Genomic DNA, 16,821 nt, shown 5'->3' with positions numbered 1-16,821 from the left:
CCGATGGCCACGACGCCCACCACGCTGGTTACTCCGGCGCGCCTGCCGCGCCTCGGCCGCGCCACCACCCCGGCGGCGGCGCTGACCCCCCGGCGGCCACCCGCCGAGACCGGCATCGTGCATCTGGGGCTCGGCAACTTCCACCGCGCCCACCAGGCCGTGCACACCGCGGCCGCCCTGGACCACACCGAGGGCCCCTGGGGCATCCTCGGGGTCGCGGGCCGCTCGGCCACGGTGGCCCGGGCGCTGCGCGAACAGCAGCTGCGCTACACGGTGGTGGAGATCTCCCCCGACGGCACCCGCGCCACGGTGCCCGCGGTGCACACCGGGGCGCTGGTGGCGTCGGAACAGCCGGACGAGGTCCAGGACGCGCTGGCGGCGCCGGGCACGGCGATCGTCACCCTGACGGTCACCGAACACGGCTACACCTTCTCGCCGCGCACCCATGGACTCGACCTCGACTCCCCCGAGGTGCGGGCCGATCTGCGCGGGGACGCCCCGCCCCGCACCACCATCGGGCGGATCGTGCGCGGGATGCAGCGCCGGGTCCGCACCCACGCCCGGCCGCTGACGGTGCTCAGCTGCGACAACCTGGTGGGGAACGGAGCCCAGACCCGGCGGCTGGTGCACGAGTTCACCGAGGCGCTCCCGGCCGCGGAGCGCGAGGAGCTGCTGCCCTGGCTGACGCGTTCGGTGACGTTTCCCAGCTCGATGGTCGACCGGATCGTGCCCGCCACCACCGATGTGTACCGTGACGCGGTCGCGGGCCGCCTCGGGGTGCGGGACGCCGTCCCCGTACCGGCCGAACCGTTCTCCATGTGGGTCATGGAGGATCGTTTCGCCGCGGGCCGTCCGCGCTGGGAACGCGGCGGGGCGCTGTTCACGGACGATGTGGAACCGTACGAGCTGCTGAAGCTGCGGCTGCTCAACGGCACGCACTCGCTCATCGCCTATCTCGGCGCCCTGGACGGCCGGGAGACCATCCCGGACTCCATCGCCCGGCCGTTCATCGCCGAGGCCGCGCGCGATGTGCTCCACGACGACTATCTGCCGAGTCTCACCGTGCCCGCCGACATCCAACTGGAGGACTACGTACGGCAGTTGTTCGACCGCTGGGCCAATACCGCGCTGGGCCACCGCACCCGGCAGGTCGGCTCGGACGGCTCGGTCAAGCTCCGCCAGCGGGTGCCGGAACCGGCCCTGCTCCATCTGCGCGCCGGGCGGATGCCCCACCATCTGGCGCTGACTGTGGCGGCGTATCTGTGCTGTGTGGCACCGCCGTCCGGCTTCGAACCCGGGCCGCAGGCGGCCGCGATGGCCGATCCGGCCCGTGAGCCGCTCGCCGACCTCGCCCGGCGCGCGCCCGCCGGGCCCCGCACCGCGTTCGTCGAAGCTGTCCTGGAAAGCGGGCTGCTCGGCGACCACCTGACGGACCATCCGGCCTTCACCGCCCGGATCGCCGAACTCATCGACGTCATCGTCCGGCACGGACCCGCCGCGGCGGCCGCCGATGCCACCGGTGGCCGGACCGCCTGACACCCCGACCACCCCCGTCCCTTCCCCTTCCCCCGCCCTTCCCCCGTCCCCTCGCTGCTTCGCCCTGCCGGATTCCGCTCCGGACACGATCCGTTCAAGGAGGCATGGATCATGGAGAGCAACACCACCACTCCCCCGCCACCGGCCACCACCCCCAGCGCCGAACCACCCGCCGACCCCCAGGCGGTACGCCGCGCGGCCTGGGCCGGTCTGGTCGGCACCGCGCTCGAACAGTACGACTTCGTCATCTACGGCACCGCCTCGGCGCTGATCTTCAGCGATCTGTTCTTCCCCAATGTCTCGGCGTCCGTGGGCCTCCTCGCCAGCTTCAGCACCTACGCCGTGGGCTTCGCCGCCCGGCCGCTGGGCGGGCTCTTCTTCTCCCGCTTCGGCGACCGCCTCGGCCGCAAGTGGGTGCTGATCGCCACCCTGTTCCTCATGGGCGGCTCCACCCTCGCCATCGGTCTGCTCCCGACGTACGGGGCGGTGGGCATCCTCGCCCCGATCCTGCTGCTGATCTGCCGCATGGCGCAGGGCTTCGGCGCGGGCGCCGAGCAGGCCGGAGGCGCCACTTTGCTCACCGAGACGGCCGCCACCGGGCGGCGCGGCAGGCTGTCGTCCCTGGTCATGACGGGGGCGGCGCTCGGTACCGCGCTGGGCGCGGTGGCCTGGATGCTCGCCCAGCAACTCCCCGAGGACGCCCTGATGTCCTGGGGCTGGCGGGTGGTCTTCGCCAGCAGCCTCCTAGTGACCGTGGCCGCCATGATCATGCGCCGCAAGCTGAACGAGAGCCCGGTCTTCCAAGAGCTGAAGGACCAGCACGAGCGGCCCGCCTCACCGGTCAAGGAGGTCTTCAAGCACGGCCGCAAGCCCCTGTTCCTGGTGATCCTCATGAACTTCGGGGTCAGCACGCAGTCGTACACCTACCAGGTGTTCATGGCCTCCTACCTGGTGTCCAGCGTGGGCGTCGAGAAGAGCTTCGTCCCCGAGGTGCTGCTGCTGGGCTCCCTGTGCGGCGGCGTGGCGGCCATCGCGTTCGGCACCCTGTCCGACCGCATCGGACGCCGCCCGGTGTGTACGTTGATCCTCAGCGCCATGGTGCTGCTGCCCGCCCCGACGTTCATCGCGCTGAACTCCGGCTCGAAGGTGGCCATCACGGTGGCGATCGCGGTCGGCTTCATCCTGGCCTGTCAGGGCCTGGTCGGTGTGCACATGAGCTACTTCCCCGAGCTGTTCGGCAACCGCTACCGCTACGCCGGGGTCGCCCTGGGCCGGGAGTTCTCCTCCGTGATCGGCGGTGGTGTCGCGCCGCTCATCTGCAGCGCCCTGCTCACCGCGTTCACCGGCTCCTGGATACCCGTCGCGGTCTATATGACGGTGGTCGCGGCGGTGAGTCTCATCACCACCCGGATGACCCCGGAAACCCTGGACCGCGATCTGAACACCCCGGTCGACGCCACCGGCCCGGCCCTCGCCACGGAATCGCGCTGACACCCGTGTGACCTGGTGTTTTCCCCTCTGCGGGCGGGTCGTCGGCGCCCCACCGGCGGCCCGCTCGGGGCGTTCCTCCCCCGCTAGCCACCATCCTCGCAGGTTGACCCTACTTTTGGCCACTCCTGCCTCGCCTTGGCACCCTTGCCACCGTGTTCGGCCATGGATTCAAAGGAAACCGGACACGGAACCACCGCAAGGAGTGAAACGCCCCATGAGTACCGTTGCCGCGTACGCCGCACCTGCCCCCAAGGCCCCGCTGGAGCGCACCACGATCGAGCGCCGCCCGGTAGGCGAGTTCGACGTGGCGATCGACATCACGTACTCGGGCATCTGCCACTCGGACATCCACCAGGTCCGTCAGGGCTGGAGCGAGGTGCCCTTCCCGCTGGTGCCGGGCCACGAGATCGCCGGTGTCGTCCGCGAGGTCGGCCCCGGTGTCACCAAGTACTCCGTCGGCGACCGGGTGGGCGTCGGCTGCTTCGTCGACTCCTGCCGTCGTTGCGAGAACTGCCGCAAGGGCCTGGAGCAGTACTGCGCCCAGGGCGAGACCGCCACGTACGCCGCCACCGACAAGTACGGCGAGACCACCCAGGGCGGCTACTCCACCGGCATCGTCGTCGACGAGAACTACGTGCTGCGCATCCCGGACGCGCTGCCGCTGGACGTGGCCGCGCCGCTGCTGTGCGCCGGTATCACCACGTACTCCCCGCTGCGCCACTGGAAGGCCGGCCCGGGCAGCAAGGTCGCCGTCCTCGGCATGGGCGGCCTCGGCCACGTGGCCGTCAAGCTCGCGCACGCGATGGGCGCGGAGGTCACCGTGCTGAGCCAGTCGCTGCGCAAGCAGGACGACGGGCTGCGGCTCGGCGCCGACCACTACTACGCGACCAGCGACCCGCAGACCTTCAAGGAGCTGGAGGACACCTTCGACATCATCCTGTCGACGGTGTCCGCTCCGCTGGACTTCGGCGCGTACCTCAAGCTGCTGAAGACGGACGGCGCGCTGATCAACGTGGGCCTCCCGGAGGAGCCCATCACGCTCAACCTGTTCTCGGTGGTCATGGGCCGCAGGACCCTCGCCGGTTCGTTCATCGGCGGCATCGCCGAGACGCAGGAGATGCTCGACTTCTGCGCCGAGCACGGGGTGGGCGCCGAGATCGAGACCATCCGCGCCGAGGAAATCAACACGGCGTACGAGCGGGTGCTCGCCAGCGACGTCCGCTACCGGTTCGTCATCGACGCCGCCACCATGTGACACACCGTCAACTCCGCACGGCGGCCGCTCCCCCTCCGGGGAGTGGCCGCCGTGACCGTCACCGAGACATGGGATGAATAACCGCGTCGCGAGCCTTGACGACCCCCTTGGTCCAGTCCATCGTAAGGGCCCATGGCAGAAGACTCCGCTCCACGCGGTTTCAGTCGTCGGATGTTACTCGGCTCCATGACCGCCACGGCCGTCGGCGCGCCCCTCCTCGGGCAGCTGACATCGGGCGCATCCCCGGCCGCCGCGGCCGTCCGGGCGCCACAACTGGTCTGGAATCCCAGCCCGTCCGGCGTCGGGCTCAAGGCCTTCGAGGGCATCGAGGCCGACCGCGGCAACCAGCACCCCGACCGCGACTATGTCGTCATCGAAGGCGGTGACCACTACCGCTTCAACATCTGGAAGGACGACCGGGACACCACCGGCGGCGGCGACCGCCAGCGCACCGAGTCCAAGGGGATGGTGCAGGGCGGTACGAAGCTATTGATGCGGGACGGGGAGACCTGGACCCTCTCGTACGAGATGTATATGCCGTCCTCGCTGCACGGCACCAGCAGGTTCACCCACATCTTCCAGACCAAGACCCCGGTCGACAACGGTGGCCCGTATCTCACACTGAGCCTCGGCCGCAGCGGCAGCAAGGAGACGTTGCGGGCGCGGGCCTACGCGAACTCCGGCTCGCCGGACATCGCCTCCACCGACCTGGCGCCGCTGCGCAACAAGTGGATCACCGTCGAGTGGAAACTGACCATCGGGGCCAGCGGAACCGCCACGTTCACGGCCCGCAACGGCACCGGTTCCGGCGCCCCGGTGGCGGTGCAGGGCAGCATGTCGAACGTCAAGATGCCGGACCAGGGCGACTACCAGCGACCCAAGTGGGGCATCTACCGGTCGGTCGAGAGCGCGTCCTCCGACATCCTGGACACGTATCTGCTCTTCCGGAACTACAGGGCGTACCGCGGCACCTGAGCTGCACCGGAGCTGCGCCTGAGCTGCACCGAAAGCCGCCCCCGACTCCGCGTCCCAGCAGAAAACGAAAACTCTCCGCCACGGGATGTGTGAGCGCCGTACAACCGGGTATTCGAGCCAGCCGTGGTCAGGACGCCCACTCCCGGGCACCGCCACTCGCTTATCCCGATCTTGGACGGAATCATGACTGCTCTTCCCGATGACAACGCCGTTACCGCCACCCAGCACGCCCTCGGTGAGCTGGCCGCGGACCGTGCGGACGAGACCGCGCTGAACACTCTCGCCGGCAGTGAGGTTCTGCTCCCCGCCGCCGAGAGCACCGAGAACACCGACCCGCAGGCGGTGACCCTGCCGGTGTTCCAGCAGGAGGACGGCGCTCAGCTGGTGCCCGTCTTCACGACTCCGGAGCGCATGCACCAGGCGCTGCCGCAGATCGAGCGGTACCACCAGGTGCCGCTGGGTGCGCTGGCTCAGGGCTGGCCCTCCGAGGAGCTTTCGCTGACCATCGACGCGGGCGCCCCGGAAGCGGTCACGCTGACGGCCACCGGGGTCAAGACCCTGCTCAGCCGCGCCGCCGGCTGAGCACTTACTCCATGTTCACCCAAGAAGCGGGTGTATGTGCGGACCGTAGTCGCGCACATACACCCGCTTCTTTTCGGGCACACGTCCGCGCATGGACACGCTGACCCGGATCGAACGAGCCATAGAGCGCTTCGAGGACGCACTGCTCGCCAAGGTGTTCCCCACCGAGCCGGTGGAACTGCTGGGCGCCCTGCGGGAGGAATGTGACAGCCAGGCGGTGGTGTGCAGCTCCCGTCGGGTGGTCGTGCCCAACGCCTATGACGTCGAGTTGTCCGACGAGGTGTACGAGGAGCTGTCCCGGCACGGCAAGCAGGCGGGCCAGACGCTCACGGACGCTCTGATGCGGCACGCGGAGGAGCACGGGTACGAGTGGGCGGGTCCGCTCACCGTCCGTGTCACCAAGTCGAGCCAGGTACCCAACGGCCGGTACCGGGTGGCCGCCACCCCGCTGCCCCACATCCGCGCGGACGCCTTCGCCGGTAACCCCAGGTAACCGACCTCCGCCCAAGTGCGGGTAAAAAACCGCGAGATGTTTGAGCGACGGAAGTGAACGGTCCGTATTCACTGGTGTCAGCCATCATCTGACATCAGCTCGACGCGACACCTGCTCCGTACAACGACAAGCGGTCCCCGCCAGGAGGCTCCATGCGATCACGGTACTTTGTGACAGGCACCTCACTGCTCATCGGCTCGGTAGTGGTCACCCTCGCCGTGATCGTCTCCCCCGTGATGACGGGGTTGACGCAGGAATCCGCCACGAATCTCAGCAAGATGCAGGACAACCAGTTCGGGCCGCTCAGCGGGGCCGACAAGGACTTCGTGGTCAAGGTGCGGCTGGCCGGGCTGTGGGAGTACCCGGCCGGGAAGATCGGGCTCGAGAAGGGGACGACGGAGCAGATCAAGACCGCCGGCAAGCACCTGCTCGACGGCCATCAGCTGCTGGACGCCATCAGCCGCGAGATCGCCCCCAAGCTCGGCATCACCCTGCCCAACAAGCCAACGCCACAACAGCAGAGCTTCGTGGACACGATGAACGCGAAGACCGGCAAGGACTTCGACACCTACTACGCGAACATCCTGCGCGTGACCCACGGCCAGATCTTCAGCTCCATCGCCAAGATCCGGCAGACCAGCAAGAACTCGCTGGTGCGCAAGCTCGCTTCGCAGGCGAACAACACCGTGCTCGACCACATCACCCAGATGGAGAAGACGGGGATGGTGAACTTCGACTCCGCCGTCGCGGACATCACCACCACCCCGACCCAGGGCCCGGAGTACACCAAGCCGCCCCAGCCCGCCCCGGGCGAGCCCACGTTCATCGTCGGCACGTCCAAGCCCACCCCTCCGCCGAACGCCGTCAGCACGGCGGACAACGGCGGCGAGCAGAGCCTCGACCCGAACGTGGTCAACGGTGCCGGGGTGGGGGCCGCGAGCGGGGAGGGCGGAGTCACCACGCCGCCCGCGGTGTCCTCCGCGCCGCCCGTCGTTCCGTAACACCGCCGGTCAGGGACGTGGTCCGACCACCGTCGCATCCCCGTCGACGATGGTGATGGCCATCGCCGGGCAGGAGTCCGCCACGTCCAGCACCCGCTCCTCCGCCGGAACCTCCTCGCTCAGCGGACGCGCCCGCTCATCGTCAAGGACGAACAGATCGGGCGCGATCCCGGCGCACATCCCGGACGCCATGCACCGGCCGCCGTCGACCTCGGCCTTCCAGGTCACCCGGCTCACCACCCCACCGGCATGACCCGCGGCCCCCGAACCAGCATCTGGTCCTTCCACACCACGTCCCCGGCCAGACGCAGGTTCGGGAAGCGGCCGACGAGCGCGCCGAGCGCCTCCTGCAGCTCCAGCCTGGCCAGCGACGCGCCCAGGCAGTGGTGCACCCCGTGGCCGAAGCCCAGGTGCTGGGTGGCGGGGCGGGCCACGTTCAGCCTGCCGGGTTCGTCGAAGCGCAGCGCGTCGCGGTTGGCCGAGCCGACGGCCACCAGGACGGGCTCCCCGGCCCGTACCAGGGTGCCGCCCACCTCGATGTCCTCGGTGGCGTAGCGGGCCTGGGAGGCGCCGACGCCGAGCGGCACGAACCGCATCAGCTCCTCGACGGAGCCCTTGAGCAGCTCGGGCTCCTCGCGCAGCCGTCGCAGCTCATCGGGGTGGTCGAGCAGCACCATCACGAAGTTGGGGATCTGGGTGGCCGTGGTCTCGTGTCCGGCGACGAGGATGCCGACGCACAGATCGACGAGTTCCAGCTCGGAGAGCCGGTCGCCCTCGTCCCGCGCCTCGATCAGCGAGGTCATGATGTCGTCGCGCGGGGCTTCCCGGTGTTCCCGCACCAACCGGGCCATGTACGCGCGCAGTTCCTCGCGGTTGCTCTCCCACTCGGCCGCGGTCAGGGAGCTGGTGGACAGGGCGGCGTCGCTCCACACCCGGAACTTCGGCCGGTCCTCCTCCGGCACCCCGAGCAACCGGCAGATGACGGCGACCGGGATGGGCAGCGCGTAGCGGTCCACGAGGTCGGCGGGCGGCCCGGCGGCCTCCAGCTCGTCCAGCAGCTGGTGGGTCAACTCCCTTACGTACGGCCGGAGTTTTTCCACCTGGTGGACGGTGAACGCCTTGGCCACGAGGGTGCGCAGCCGGGTGTGGTCGGGCGGGTCCATGCTCAGGATGCCGCCCTCCGCGCGCCCCTCGCCCTGCCGTGGCGTATCCCGGTTCAGGGCCTCCGCGCGGCTGAAGCGCCGGTCGCCGAGGACCAGCCGGGCATCGGCGTACCGCGTGGCCAGCCACGCGGGTTCGCCGTACCGCAGGCGCACCCGGAGCAGTCCTGAGCGGTGGCGCGCTTCCTCATAGGCCTCGGACAGCTCCAGGCCGTCGGGGTGGTTGAAGGGATAGGCGATGGGTGTCGTCTCCGCTGTGGTCACCGTTGACCTCCCTGGCGTAAGCACGTGCTGACAAAGCTAGGCGGGTCCCCTTGATGCGGGCAACGGCGCCTCGACGGCCTCGGTCTCATGCGCGTGGAGGATCCGCCGGTCATGAGCTTTGGCGATCCGTACACCACGGGCTCCGCCGACTTGGCACGGTAGGACCATGACGAGCAATGATCCGGACACCCCGGAGACGAACGACCGGCCTCGGCGGGTGCCCGCGGCCCAGGCCATGCGTGGCGCGGCGCAGCAGCTCGGCGAGTTGCTGGGCACCGCGCCGGAGTCCGTCTCCGCGCTGCAGCCGACCCAGGACGGATGGCTGGCCGATGTGGAGGTGGTGGAGCTGGAGCGGGTGCCGGACACCATGACGATCATGGCCTCGTACCGGGTGACCCTGGACTTCGAGGGAATGCTCCTGGGTTACGAGAGGCTGCGCCGTTACGCACGCGGCCAGCTCGATCGCGGCCGCTAGCCACTTTTTCCCGCTGTTCCTGTCCGCCCGCGCCCCGCGCCGCTGTGTCCCAGTGGCGCGGGGCGCTTGTCGTTGTGCGGCACATGTGTTTCCCCCGGATCAAGAGTGAACACCGGTGCCCTCCCGCCCGTACCAGCAGTCGGGCAGACCGAGCGAGCGAGAGGACGACCACACGTGACCGTCATGACGCAGACCGGCGGAGTACCAGCCACGACCGCGACCGGTTCAGGGACCGGAAGCCTTTTCGACATCCTCGAACTCATCCTGGACCGCGGCCTCGTCATCGATGTCTTCATCCGGGTGTCCCTCGTGGGCATCGAGATCCTGAAGATCGACATACGCATCGTGATCGCCAGCGTGGACACGTATCTGCGCTTCGCCGAGGCGTGCAACCGCCTCGACCTGGAATCCGGCCGCAAGGCCCCGGACAAGCTCAGCGACATCGTCGGCACCATCGTCGAGGGCGGCGCCCGGGGCAAGACCGAGGGCGCGCTCAGCGGTGCCATCGACGCCATCGGCAATGTGTTCGGCGGCGACGATGACAAGGACAAGTGAGCATGCATCTCTACCTCTACGCGATCACCCGCTCCGACCATCCGCTGCGGCTGGAGGGGCTGCGCGCGGTGGGCGGCGTGTCCGGCGTGCCGCGCGCGGTGGCCAGTGGCCCGCTGACGGGTGTGGTGAGCCCGGCGCCGGAGACCCTGCGCCCCAAGCGCCGCGACCTCGCCGCCCACCAGGAGGTCCAGGAGCGGCTGATGGCGGACGGGGCGGTGCTGCCGATGCGGTTCGGGCTGCTCGCCCCCGACGAGGCCGCGGTCAGGTCGGCGCTGGACGCCAAGCGCGCCGAGTACGTACGCGGCCTCGATGAGCTGGACGCCACCGCGGAGTTCAACCTGAAGGCGGCGCGCTCCCAGGACGATCTGCTGCGGGAGGTGCTTGCCGAGTCCGACGACGCGCGGCGGCTCAACGAGCGCACCCGCGACGGCCGGGGTTCGTACGAGGACCGGGTGGCCCTCGGCGAGCTGATCGCCCGCCAGCTGGGGGCGCGGCAGCGCAGACTCGCCGAGCAGGTCGTCGGCAGCCTGTCCGGGATGGCCCGTGGCCAGGTGGTGTCGTCCCCGGCCGGGGACGACTTCGTCAACGCCTCGTTCCTGGTGGAGCGGGGGCGCGCCGACGAGTTCTCCCGCGCGGCGGAGCGGTTGGCCCAGGGCTTCGGGGACGGCTACGACTTCCGGCTGCGCGGCCCGCTGCCCCCGTACAGCTTCGTGGCCTGAGGGCGGGGCGCCGTGGGACTGCTGACCGGGCTGCTCACCTTTCCGCTCGCGCCGGTGCGCGCGACCGTCTGGGTGGCCGAGCAGGTGCTCGAGGCCGCCGAGCGCGAGGCTTACGACCCGGCGCCGGTCCGGCGCGCCCTCACCGAGCTGGAGCAGGAGCTGCTGGCCGGGCGGATCGGCGAGGACGAATACGACCGCCGCGAAGACGAGTTGCTGGACCGGCTGGAAGAGCTGGAACGGTACAACGAGCAGAGACGAGCCCCCTGACGATGACAGAACCGGTAGCGAGCAGGCTGGGCCCGCCGCGCCTGCCCGCCGCGTATGACCAGCGGGACGCCCCGTCGCTGGCCGACATCCTGGAACGGGTGCTGGACAAGGGCGTGGTGATCGCGGGCGACATCCGGATCAACCTGCTCGACATCGAACTGCTCACCATCAAACTCCGGCTGCTCGTCGCCTCCGTCGACAAGGCGAAGGAGATGGGCATCGACTGGTGGGAGCACGATCCGTCGCTGTCCTCGCGCGCCCGGCCCCCCGCCGTGGAAGGCGGCCTCAGTGAGGAGAACGCGCGGCTGCGCGCCGAGATCGAGGCGCTGAAGGCACAAACCCAAGACAGGGGCGACAGGAGCGTGGACGGGTGACCGATTTCGCACAGCACATGGTGTACGCCTACGCGGTGCTCCGCCCCACCCCCGAGGCCGCGCGGGCGGTCGCCGCGCTGCGCGGGGTGGCCGGTGAGCAGGTGGGTCTCGTGGAGACCGGGGACCTCGCCGCGGCGGTCGGCCCGGTTCCGGCCGAGGAGTTCGGGGAAGCGCCGCTCAAGGCGCGCCTGGAGGAGCTGACCCGGCTGGAGTCGCTGGCCCGGGGGCACCACGGGGTGGTGTCCGCGCTGGCCCCGCTGGGCGCCGTGCTGCCGCTGCGGCTGGCCACCGTCTACCGGGACGAGGACCGGGTGCGGCAGACGCTCCAGGAGCGCCGGAACGAGTTCCTGCCGCTGCTGGAGCGGCTCACCGGGCGCGTCGAATGGGGCGTCAAGGTCTATACGGCCGCCGGTGGGGAGACGGCGGACGCGCCGGAGAGCGACGCGGGGGACGCCGGGCTCAGCCCGGGCCGGGCCTATCTCGCCGCGCGCCGCAAGCGGCGGCGCGGTGCCGAGGACGCCTGGCAGGCCGCGGTGCGGACGGCCGCGCGCATCGCCGACGAGGCCGGGGAGATCGCCGTGGAGCGGGTCGCCCACCGGCCGCAGCGCGGCGAGCTGGCGAAGGCGGAGGGCGGCGAGAACATCGCCAACGACGCGTATCTGGTGCCCGCCGACCGCGCCGCGGACTTCCGCGCCCGCGTCCTGGCCGCCGCCGAGGGCCAGGAAGGGGTGCGGGTCGAGGTGACCGGCCCCTGGGCGCCATACTCGTTCGCCCTGCCGCCCGCCCCGGCCGCCCACCGGGAGTCCGCGTGAGCACCGCGCTGGACGAGGAGGACGCCCGGGCCCTCGCGGGCCGCGAGGTCGCCCTGATCGACATCCTCGACCGGCTGCTCCAGGGCGGGGTCGTGCTGACCGGGGACCTCGTGCTGTCCATCGCGGACGTCGATCTCATACGGATCGACCTCCGCGCGGTCATCGCCCCCGTCGACGCCGAACACCCGGCTCCGCCACTGCTCTGATCCGGCGCTGCTCTGATCCGCCGCTGCTCCGACCGGAAGGAACCCTGCCGTATGTCGGCCACTCCCGCCGCCTCCCGTCCCGCCCAGCGCCTGCGCACCGATCCGGACTCGGTGGAACGCGATCTGGCCCAGCTCGTGCTGACCGTGGTCGAGCTGCTGCGCCAGCTGATGGAGCGCCAGGCGCTGCACCGGGTCGACAAGGGGGACCTGACGGAGGAGCAGGAGGAGCGGATCGGGATGACGCTGATGCTCCTCCAGCAGCGCATGGAGGAGATGTGCGACCGGCACGGGCTGCGGATGGAGGACCTCAACCTCGACCTCGGCCCGCTGGGCAGCCTGCTGTCCCCGGCGGGCCCGGCGTAGGGCGGGGCGGCGGGCGGCGTCTCATCCGCACCGCCAGCACCTCAAGGTACCCTCCACCGCCCCACAAGGCCGTCCCGGCAAATTCTTCCCTGGACCAAAATAGGTCCCGAAACCGAAAGGGAAGATCATGCTGTATGGCCATGCCTTGCGAGAAGATATCGGATCTCCTCGCACCACACCTCTCATCGGCATCTACGACATGTACTCCGCGTCGATCGCGGCCCGCCACTACAACGGCTTCTTCGTCTCCGGTTTCGGATTCGCCGCCTCGTATTACGGGCTGCCCGACATCGGATTCATCGCCTGGCCGGACATGGTGAACTTCGCGGAGCGGCTGCGGCTGGCGTTCCCCGAGCACCATCTGCTCGTGGACATCGACGACGGCTATGTGGACCCCGAGGTCGCCTGCCATGTGGTGCAGCGGCTGGAGCGCGGCGGCGCGTCCGGGGTGATCCTGGAGGACCAGAAGCGGCCGCGCAGGTGCGGACATGCGGACGGCAAGCTGGTGCTGCCGCTCGAGGAGTACCTGGAGAAGCTCAACCTGGTGCTGAGCAGCAGGAAGGACATGCTCGTGGTGGCGCGCACGGACGCCACCGACGAGGCGGAGATCCTGCGGCGGGCCGCCGCGCTGGCGGAGACCGACGCGGATGTGGTGCTCGTCGACGGGGTGCGCAGCGTCGAGTGGATCCGCCGGATCCGTACGGTCGTCGGTGACAAGCCGCTGCTGTTCAATCAGATCGCGGGCGGGAAATCACCCCGGCTTTCACTTTCCGAGCTGACGGATCTCGGCGTCGATATCGCGATCTACAGCACCCCGTGTCTTTTCGCCGCGCACGGCGCGATCGAGGGTGCGCTGGTCGATCTGAAAATGGCGGACGGCCGGCTGCCGGATACCCGGGAGACCGACTTCATCGGCGTGCGGGGATCCACGGAACTGCTGGAGGGAAACATCAGCAGGCATCACCGCGACCACCACCCGGCCACGGTATGACCCGCGGATTCCGTTCCGTGGCGTCCTCGTCTTTCCCGTCCCCGTCTTTCCCGCCCCTGCCTTTCCGGTCCGGTACCGGCCGTCACCGAAAGCCGGGAAAGCCGGGAAAGGAGACCGGCTTCACCCGGGCGTCCGCCACGGGAATCGTCCTCGCGGCCACCGCGGGCGTGCTGTGCGGCGACCAGACCGCGTGGGCCGCCACACCCGCCGTATCCGCTCCGTGCCCGGGCACGCCCGGCGACGAGCCGGAGGAGCCCACCCCGGTCACCGGGGCGAACATCGGCCTGGTGGTCATCGACAACTCCTTCGCGGACTCCTGGCTGGAGATCGACCGCACCCTGAACACCCTGCTCCTCAGCGCGGGCACGGCAGGCAGTGATCACGAGAGCGAAAGCGAAAGCGGTGATTGACGTGACGTCGCTGTCCTGGCCATGGCGGTGGTCATGGCCGGGCCGGCTGAGGAAGGCGGTCGACCCGTACGTCGCCGCCCTCCTCGGCACGGTCGCGCTCGCGGCGCTGCTGCCCGCCTCCGGGCGGGCGGCCGGGGCGGTCGGGGGCGCCGCGGACCTCGCCATCGGGCTGCTCTTCTTCCTGTACGGCGCCCGGCTGTCGACCCGGGAGGCGGTGCACGGCCTGCGGCAGTGGAAGCTCCACCTCGTGGTGGGGGCGAGCACCTTCGTCCTGTTCCCGCTGTTGGGGCTGGCGGCGGGCGGGCTGGCCCCGTTCCTGCTCACCGACCGGCTCTACACCGGCGTGCTCTTCCTCTGTGTCGTCCCCTCGACCGTCCAGTCCTCCATCGCCCTCACCTCCACGGCCCGGGGGAACGTCCCGGCCGCCATCTGCGCCGGTACGTACTCCAGCCTGGCCGGGATGGCTCTCACACCGCTGCTGGCGGCCTGGCTCATCGGCTCCTCCGCGGGTTTCTCGGCCGACGGCCTGCTGAACATCGCCACCCAGCTGCTGCTGCCCTTCGCCGCCGGGCAGTGTCTGCGCCGCTGGATCGGGGGGTTCACCGTCCGTCACCGGCGGGCGCTCGGTCTGCTGGACCGCGGCGCGATCCTGCTCGTCGTCTACACGGCGTTCAGCCGGGGGATGACGGAGGGCGTCTGGCGGCAGATCACTCCGCTGCGGCTGCTCGCCCTGCTGAGCCTGGCCGCGGCGCTGCTGGCGGTGGCCCTCGTCACGACGTCCTGGGCCGCGCGGCGGCTCGGGTTCAGCCGGGACGACCGGGTCACGATCGTCTTCTGCGGCTCCAACAAGAGTCTCGCCACCGGGCTGCCGATGGCGGCGGTGCTGTTCGGGGAATCGGCGGGTCCGGTGATCCTTCCGCTGATGCTCTTCCACCAGCTGCAATTGTTGGTATGTACACTCATCGCGGCCCGGTGGGCCCGCCGCCACCCCGGGTCAACGCCCCTGACCAGCACACATACCGCCACCCCCTAAAGGTCCGCGTTTCAACCTCTTGGTACCGTGATTTTTAGCGGTGTTACCCGCCGCGCAGCACGACCAGTGAGGAAGCAGTACCCATGAAGAGTGATCTACCCGAAGCGGAGGCGTCCGATCCGGCGTCTTCCGCAGCCGCGGCGACCCGGTGGAGCCCGACCGGCCACACCTGGGAAACCACCTCGCGGGGGCGCGCCATCCTCAGCGACCCGCGGCTCAACCGGGGCACGGCGTTCACCGAGTCCGAGCGCGACGCCCTCGGACTGACCGGCCTGATCCCCGCCCAGGTCATGACCCTGGAGCAGCAGGCCACCCGCGCCTACGCCCAGTACCGGGCCAAGGCCACCGACCTGGACAAGAATGTGTACCTGCGGTCCCTCCAGGACCGCAACGAGGTGCTGTTCTACCACCTGCTCGGCGAGCATCTCAGCGAGATGCTGCCGATCGTCTACACCCCCACCGTCGGCACCGCGATCCAGCGCTACAGCCATGAGTACCGCCGCTCCCGCGGCGTCTACCTCTCCGTCGACGCCCCGCACGACATCGAGCGCTCGCTGCGCGCCAGCGGCCTCGGCCCCGAGGACGTGGACCTGCTCGTCGCCACCGACGGCGAGGCCATCCTCGGCATCGGCGACTGGGGCGTCGGCGGCATGGACATCTGCATCGGCAAGCTCGCCGTCTACACCGCCGCCGCCGGAATCGACCCGGCCCGCGCGCTCCCGGTCGTCCTGGACGCCGGTACCAACCGCCAGGAACTCCTGGACGACCCGCTCTACCTGGGCAACCGTCATCCGCGTGTGGACCGCGAGAAGTACGACGCCTTCATCGCCGAGTACATCGCCGCCGTCGGCCGGGTCTTCCCCGACGCGCTGCTGCACTGGGAGGACTTCGGGTCCGGCAACGCCCGGCGCATCATCGACCAGTACGGCGACAAGGCGCTGACCTTCAACGACGACATCCAGGGCACCGGCGCCGTCAACCTGGCCGCCGTCCTGTCCGGCGCCCGGGTGACCGGTACGCCGCTGCGCGACCACCGCATCGTGATCTTCGGCGCGGGCTCGGCCGGGCTCGGCATCGCCGACCAGCTGCGCGACGCCCTGATCGCCGACGGGCTCGACCCGCAGGAGGCCTCCGACCGGTTCTGGTGCATCGACCGGTACGGCCTGATCACCGATGACGCCGAGGGGCTCGACCACCACCGGCGGCGCTACGCCCGCCGGGCGGCCGACGTCGCCGACTGGCAGCGGGACGAGCAGGTCGGCGGCATCGCGCTCGCCGAGGTGGTCCGCCGCGCACAGCCGACCATCCTCATCGGCACCTCGGGCCAGGGCGGCGCCTTCACCGAGGAGATCGTCCGGGAGATGGCAGCCCACACCGAACGGCCCGTCATCCTCCCGATGTCCAACCCGACTCCGCTGGCCGAGGCCAAGCCCGAGGACCTGGTCCGGTGGACCGGCGGACGGGCCCTGATCGCCACCGGCAGCCCCTTCGCGCCGGTGCCCCACGACGGGGTCACCCACGTCATCGGGCAGGCCAACAACGCCCTGGTCTTCCCGGGTCTCGGCCTCGGCGCGATCGTCGCGCACGCCACCCGGATCACCGACGGCATGCTGCTCGCCGCCGCCGAGCGGATCGCCGAGATGATCGACCCCGGCACCCCCGGAGCCCCGATCCTCCCGCTGGTCGACCAGCTGCGCGAGACCTCCGCCGCGGTCGCCGCGGCCGTCGCCCGCGCCGCCGCGCACGACGGTGTGGCCCGTACGCCCATCGCCGATGATCAGCTCGAGCGCACGGTCCACGAGGCCATGTGGAGCCCGGTCTACCGCCCGATCCAGCCGGTCTGACGACTCGTACACACC

Annotated in this window: 21 protein-coding genes; 19 read left to right on the top strand and 2 right to left on the bottom strand. The window is 70.4% G+C overall.

Annotation, left to right across the window (positions count from 1 at the left end; all coding sequences use genetic code 11):
* Nucleotides 1-3 precede the first annotated feature (3 nt).
* From ACWC5C_RS34875 to ACWC5C_RS34845, 7 genes are all read left to right on the top strand, one after another.
* On the top strand, nucleotides 4-1,536 hold the full coding sequence (locus ACWC5C_RS34875; protein ID WP_450882112.1) for a mannitol dehydrogenase family protein: 1,533 nt from the start codon (nucleotides 4-6) through the stop codon (nucleotides 1,534-1,536).
* A 111-nt stretch (nucleotides 1,537-1,647) separates the two neighbouring features.
* Nucleotides 1,648-3,027 (top strand): MFS transporter, encoded by a 1,380-nt coding sequence (locus ACWC5C_RS34870; RefSeq protein ID WP_450882110.1) that lies wholly within the window; start codon nucleotides 1,648-1,650, stop codon nucleotides 3,025-3,027.
* A 214-nt stretch (nucleotides 3,028-3,241) separates the two neighbouring features.
* Entirely contained in the window at nucleotides 3,242-4,282 is a 1,041-nt protein-coding gene (locus ACWC5C_RS34865) for an NAD(P)-dependent alcohol dehydrogenase (RefSeq protein WP_450882108.1), read from the top strand.
* A 186-nt stretch (nucleotides 4,283-4,468) separates the two neighbouring features.
* Nucleotides 4,469-5,257, top strand: a complete 789-nt coding sequence (locus ACWC5C_RS34860; RefSeq protein WP_450882106.1) for a hypothetical protein — start codon at nucleotides 4,469-4,471, stop codon at nucleotides 5,255-5,257.
* 183 nt (nucleotides 5,258-5,440) lie between these two features.
* Nucleotides 5,441-5,839 (top strand): SseB family protein, encoded by a 399-nt coding sequence (locus ACWC5C_RS34855; protein WP_450882104.1) that lies wholly within the window; start codon nucleotides 5,441-5,443, stop codon nucleotides 5,837-5,839.
* A 91-nt stretch (nucleotides 5,840-5,930) separates the two neighbouring features.
* The gene (locus ACWC5C_RS34850; RefSeq protein WP_450882102.1) at nucleotides 5,931-6,332 is read left to right on the top strand and encodes a DUF3662 domain-containing protein; all 402 of its coding nucleotides are present in this window, start codon (nucleotides 5,931-5,933) and stop codon (nucleotides 6,330-6,332) included.
* A 152-nt stretch (nucleotides 6,333-6,484) separates the two neighbouring features.
* Nucleotides 6,485-7,333 carry a DUF4142 domain-containing protein gene (locus tag ACWC5C_RS34845; protein WP_385441548.1) on the top strand — a complete coding sequence of 283 codons (849 nt, stop codon included), beginning with the start codon at nucleotides 6,485-6,487 and terminating at the stop codon, nucleotides 7,331-7,333.
* Between the two features lie 9 nt (nucleotides 7,334-7,342).
* Here ACWC5C_RS34845 and ACWC5C_RS34840 read toward each other — a convergent pair whose 3' ends face one another.
* Both ACWC5C_RS34840 and ACWC5C_RS34835 read right to left on the bottom strand, forming a co-directional pair.
* Nucleotides 7,343-7,561 (bottom strand): ferredoxin, encoded by a 219-nt coding sequence (locus ACWC5C_RS34840; protein WP_450882100.1) that lies wholly within the window; start codon nucleotides 7,559-7,561, stop codon nucleotides 7,343-7,345.
* A 5-nt stretch (nucleotides 7,562-7,566) separates the two neighbouring features.
* Complete coding sequence (locus tag ACWC5C_RS34835; protein ID WP_450882098.1) at nucleotides 7,567-8,757, bottom strand: cytochrome P450; 1,191 nt, start codon at nucleotides 8,755-8,757, stop codon at nucleotides 7,567-7,569.
* 166 nt (nucleotides 8,758-8,923) lie between these two features.
* Between ACWC5C_RS34835 and ACWC5C_RS34830 the strand changes: the two genes are divergently transcribed.
* The 12 genes from ACWC5C_RS34830 (at nucleotide 8,924) to ACWC5C_RS34775 (ending at nucleotide 16,806) form a co-directional block, all read left to right on the top strand.
* Nucleotides 8,924-9,232 carry a gas vesicle protein GvpO gene (locus tag ACWC5C_RS34830; protein WP_450882096.1) on the top strand — a complete coding sequence of 103 codons (309 nt, stop codon included), beginning with the start codon at nucleotides 8,924-8,926 and terminating at the stop codon, nucleotides 9,230-9,232.
* 174 nt (nucleotides 9,233-9,406) lie between these two features.
* Nucleotides 9,407-9,787 carry a gas vesicle structural protein GvpA gene (locus ACWC5C_RS34825; RefSeq protein WP_450882094.1) on the top strand — a complete coding sequence of 127 codons (381 nt, stop codon included), beginning with the start codon at nucleotides 9,407-9,409 and terminating at the stop codon, nucleotides 9,785-9,787.
* Nucleotides 9,788-9,789: 2 nt separating this feature from the next.
* On the top strand, nucleotides 9,790-10,506 hold the full coding sequence (locus tag ACWC5C_RS34820) for a GvpL/GvpF family gas vesicle protein (protein WP_450882092.1): 717 nt from the start codon (nucleotides 9,790-9,792) through the stop codon (nucleotides 10,504-10,506).
* 12 nt (nucleotides 10,507-10,518) lie between these two features.
* The gene (locus ACWC5C_RS34815) at nucleotides 10,519-10,773 is read left to right on the top strand and encodes a gas vesicle protein GvpG (RefSeq protein WP_450882090.1); all 255 of its coding nucleotides are present in this window, start codon (nucleotides 10,519-10,521) and stop codon (nucleotides 10,771-10,773) included.
* Nucleotides 10,774-10,775: 2 nt separating this feature from the next.
* Nucleotides 10,776-11,147 carry a gas vesicle protein gene (locus ACWC5C_RS34810; protein WP_450882088.1) on the top strand — a complete coding sequence of 124 codons (372 nt, stop codon included), beginning with the start codon at nucleotides 10,776-10,778 and terminating at the stop codon, nucleotides 11,145-11,147.
* Complete coding sequence (locus tag ACWC5C_RS34805; protein ID WP_450882086.1) at nucleotides 11,144-11,959, top strand: GvpL/GvpF family gas vesicle protein; 816 nt, start codon at nucleotides 11,144-11,146, stop codon at nucleotides 11,957-11,959. The genes ACWC5C_RS34810 and ACWC5C_RS34805 overlap by 4 nt, the downstream gene beginning before the upstream one ends.
* A complete protein-coding gene (locus ACWC5C_RS34800; protein ID WP_385441568.1) occupies nucleotides 11,956-12,165 on the top strand; it encodes a gas vesicle protein in 210 nt (69 codons plus the stop codon). The genes ACWC5C_RS34805 and ACWC5C_RS34800 overlap by 4 nt, the downstream gene beginning before the upstream one ends.
* Before the next feature lie 51 nt (nucleotides 12,166-12,216).
* Nucleotides 12,217-12,528 carry a gas vesicle protein K gene (locus ACWC5C_RS34795; RefSeq protein WP_450882084.1) on the top strand — a complete coding sequence of 104 codons (312 nt, stop codon included), beginning with the start codon at nucleotides 12,217-12,219 and terminating at the stop codon, nucleotides 12,526-12,528.
* 127 nt (nucleotides 12,529-12,655) lie between these two features.
* Nucleotides 12,656-13,519 (top strand): isocitrate lyase/PEP mutase family protein, encoded by an 864-nt coding sequence (locus ACWC5C_RS34790; protein ID WP_450882083.1) that lies wholly within the window; start codon nucleotides 12,656-12,658, stop codon nucleotides 13,517-13,519.
* 17 nt (nucleotides 13,520-13,536) lie between these two features.
* Nucleotides 13,537-13,929 (top strand): hypothetical protein, encoded by a 393-nt coding sequence (locus tag ACWC5C_RS34785; protein ID WP_450882081.1) that lies wholly within the window; start codon nucleotides 13,537-13,539, stop codon nucleotides 13,927-13,929.
* Nucleotide 13,930: 1 nt separating this feature from the next.
* Nucleotides 13,931-14,962, top strand: a complete 1,032-nt coding sequence (locus ACWC5C_RS34780; protein WP_450882228.1) for a bile acid:sodium symporter family protein — start codon at nucleotides 13,931-13,933, stop codon at nucleotides 14,960-14,962.
* Between the two features lie 83 nt (nucleotides 14,963-15,045).
* Nucleotides 15,046-16,806, top strand: a complete 1,761-nt coding sequence (locus ACWC5C_RS34775; protein ID WP_450882079.1) for an NAD-dependent malic enzyme — start codon at nucleotides 15,046-15,048, stop codon at nucleotides 16,804-16,806.
* The last annotated feature ends 15 nt before the right edge of the window (nucleotides 16,807-16,821 follow it).

The organism is Streptomyces sp. NPDC001700, assembly GCF_053596435.1.
Note: the sequence above shows the minus strand (reverse complement) of the source record. Positions and strands in the feature narration are given on the sequence as shown.

What these genes read in the sequence shown, in the direction of transcription:
- ACWC5C_RS34875 (WP_450882112.1), top strand. Translation starts at nt 4, where the DNA reads ATGGCCACGACGCCCACCACGCTGGTTACTCCGGCGCGCCTGCCGCGC.
- ACWC5C_RS34870 (WP_450882110.1), top strand. Translation starts at nt 1,648, where the DNA reads ATGGAGAGCAACACCACCACTCCCCCGCCACCGGCCACCACCCCCAGC.
- ACWC5C_RS34865 (WP_450882108.1), top strand. Translation starts at nt 3,242, where the DNA reads ATGAGTACCGTTGCCGCGTACGCCGCACCTGCCCCCAAGGCCCCGCTG.
- ACWC5C_RS34860 (WP_450882106.1), top strand. Translation starts at nt 4,469, where the DNA reads ATGACCGCCACGGCCGTCGGCGCGCCCCTCCTCGGGCAGCTGACATCG.
- ACWC5C_RS34855 (WP_450882104.1), top strand. Translation starts at nt 5,441, where the DNA reads ATGACTGCTCTTCCCGATGACAACGCCGTTACCGCCACCCAGCACGCC.
- ACWC5C_RS34850 (WP_450882102.1), top strand. Translation starts at nt 5,931, where the DNA reads ATGGACACGCTGACCCGGATCGAACGAGCCATAGAGCGCTTCGAGGAC.
- ACWC5C_RS34845 (WP_385441548.1), top strand. Translation starts at nt 6,485, where the DNA reads ATGCGATCACGGTACTTTGTGACAGGCACCTCACTGCTCATCGGCTCG.
- ACWC5C_RS34830 (WP_450882096.1), top strand. Translation starts at nt 8,924, where the DNA reads ATGACGAGCAATGATCCGGACACCCCGGAGACGAACGACCGGCCTCGG.
- ACWC5C_RS34820 (WP_450882092.1), top strand. Translation starts at nt 9,790, where the DNA reads ATGCATCTCTACCTCTACGCGATCACCCGCTCCGACCATCCGCTGCGG.
- ACWC5C_RS34810 (WP_450882088.1), top strand. Translation starts at nt 10,776, where the DNA reads ATGACAGAACCGGTAGCGAGCAGGCTGGGCCCGCCGCGCCTGCCCGCC.
- ACWC5C_RS34795 (WP_450882084.1), top strand. Translation starts at nt 12,217, where the DNA reads ATGTCGGCCACTCCCGCCGCCTCCCGTCCCGCCCAGCGCCTGCGCACC.
- ACWC5C_RS34790 (WP_450882083.1), top strand. Translation starts at nt 12,656, where the DNA reads ATGCTGTATGGCCATGCCTTGCGAGAAGATATCGGATCTCCTCGCACC.
- ACWC5C_RS34775 (WP_450882079.1), top strand. Translation starts at nt 15,046, where the DNA reads ATGAAGAGTGATCTACCCGAAGCGGAGGCGTCCGATCCGGCGTCTTCC.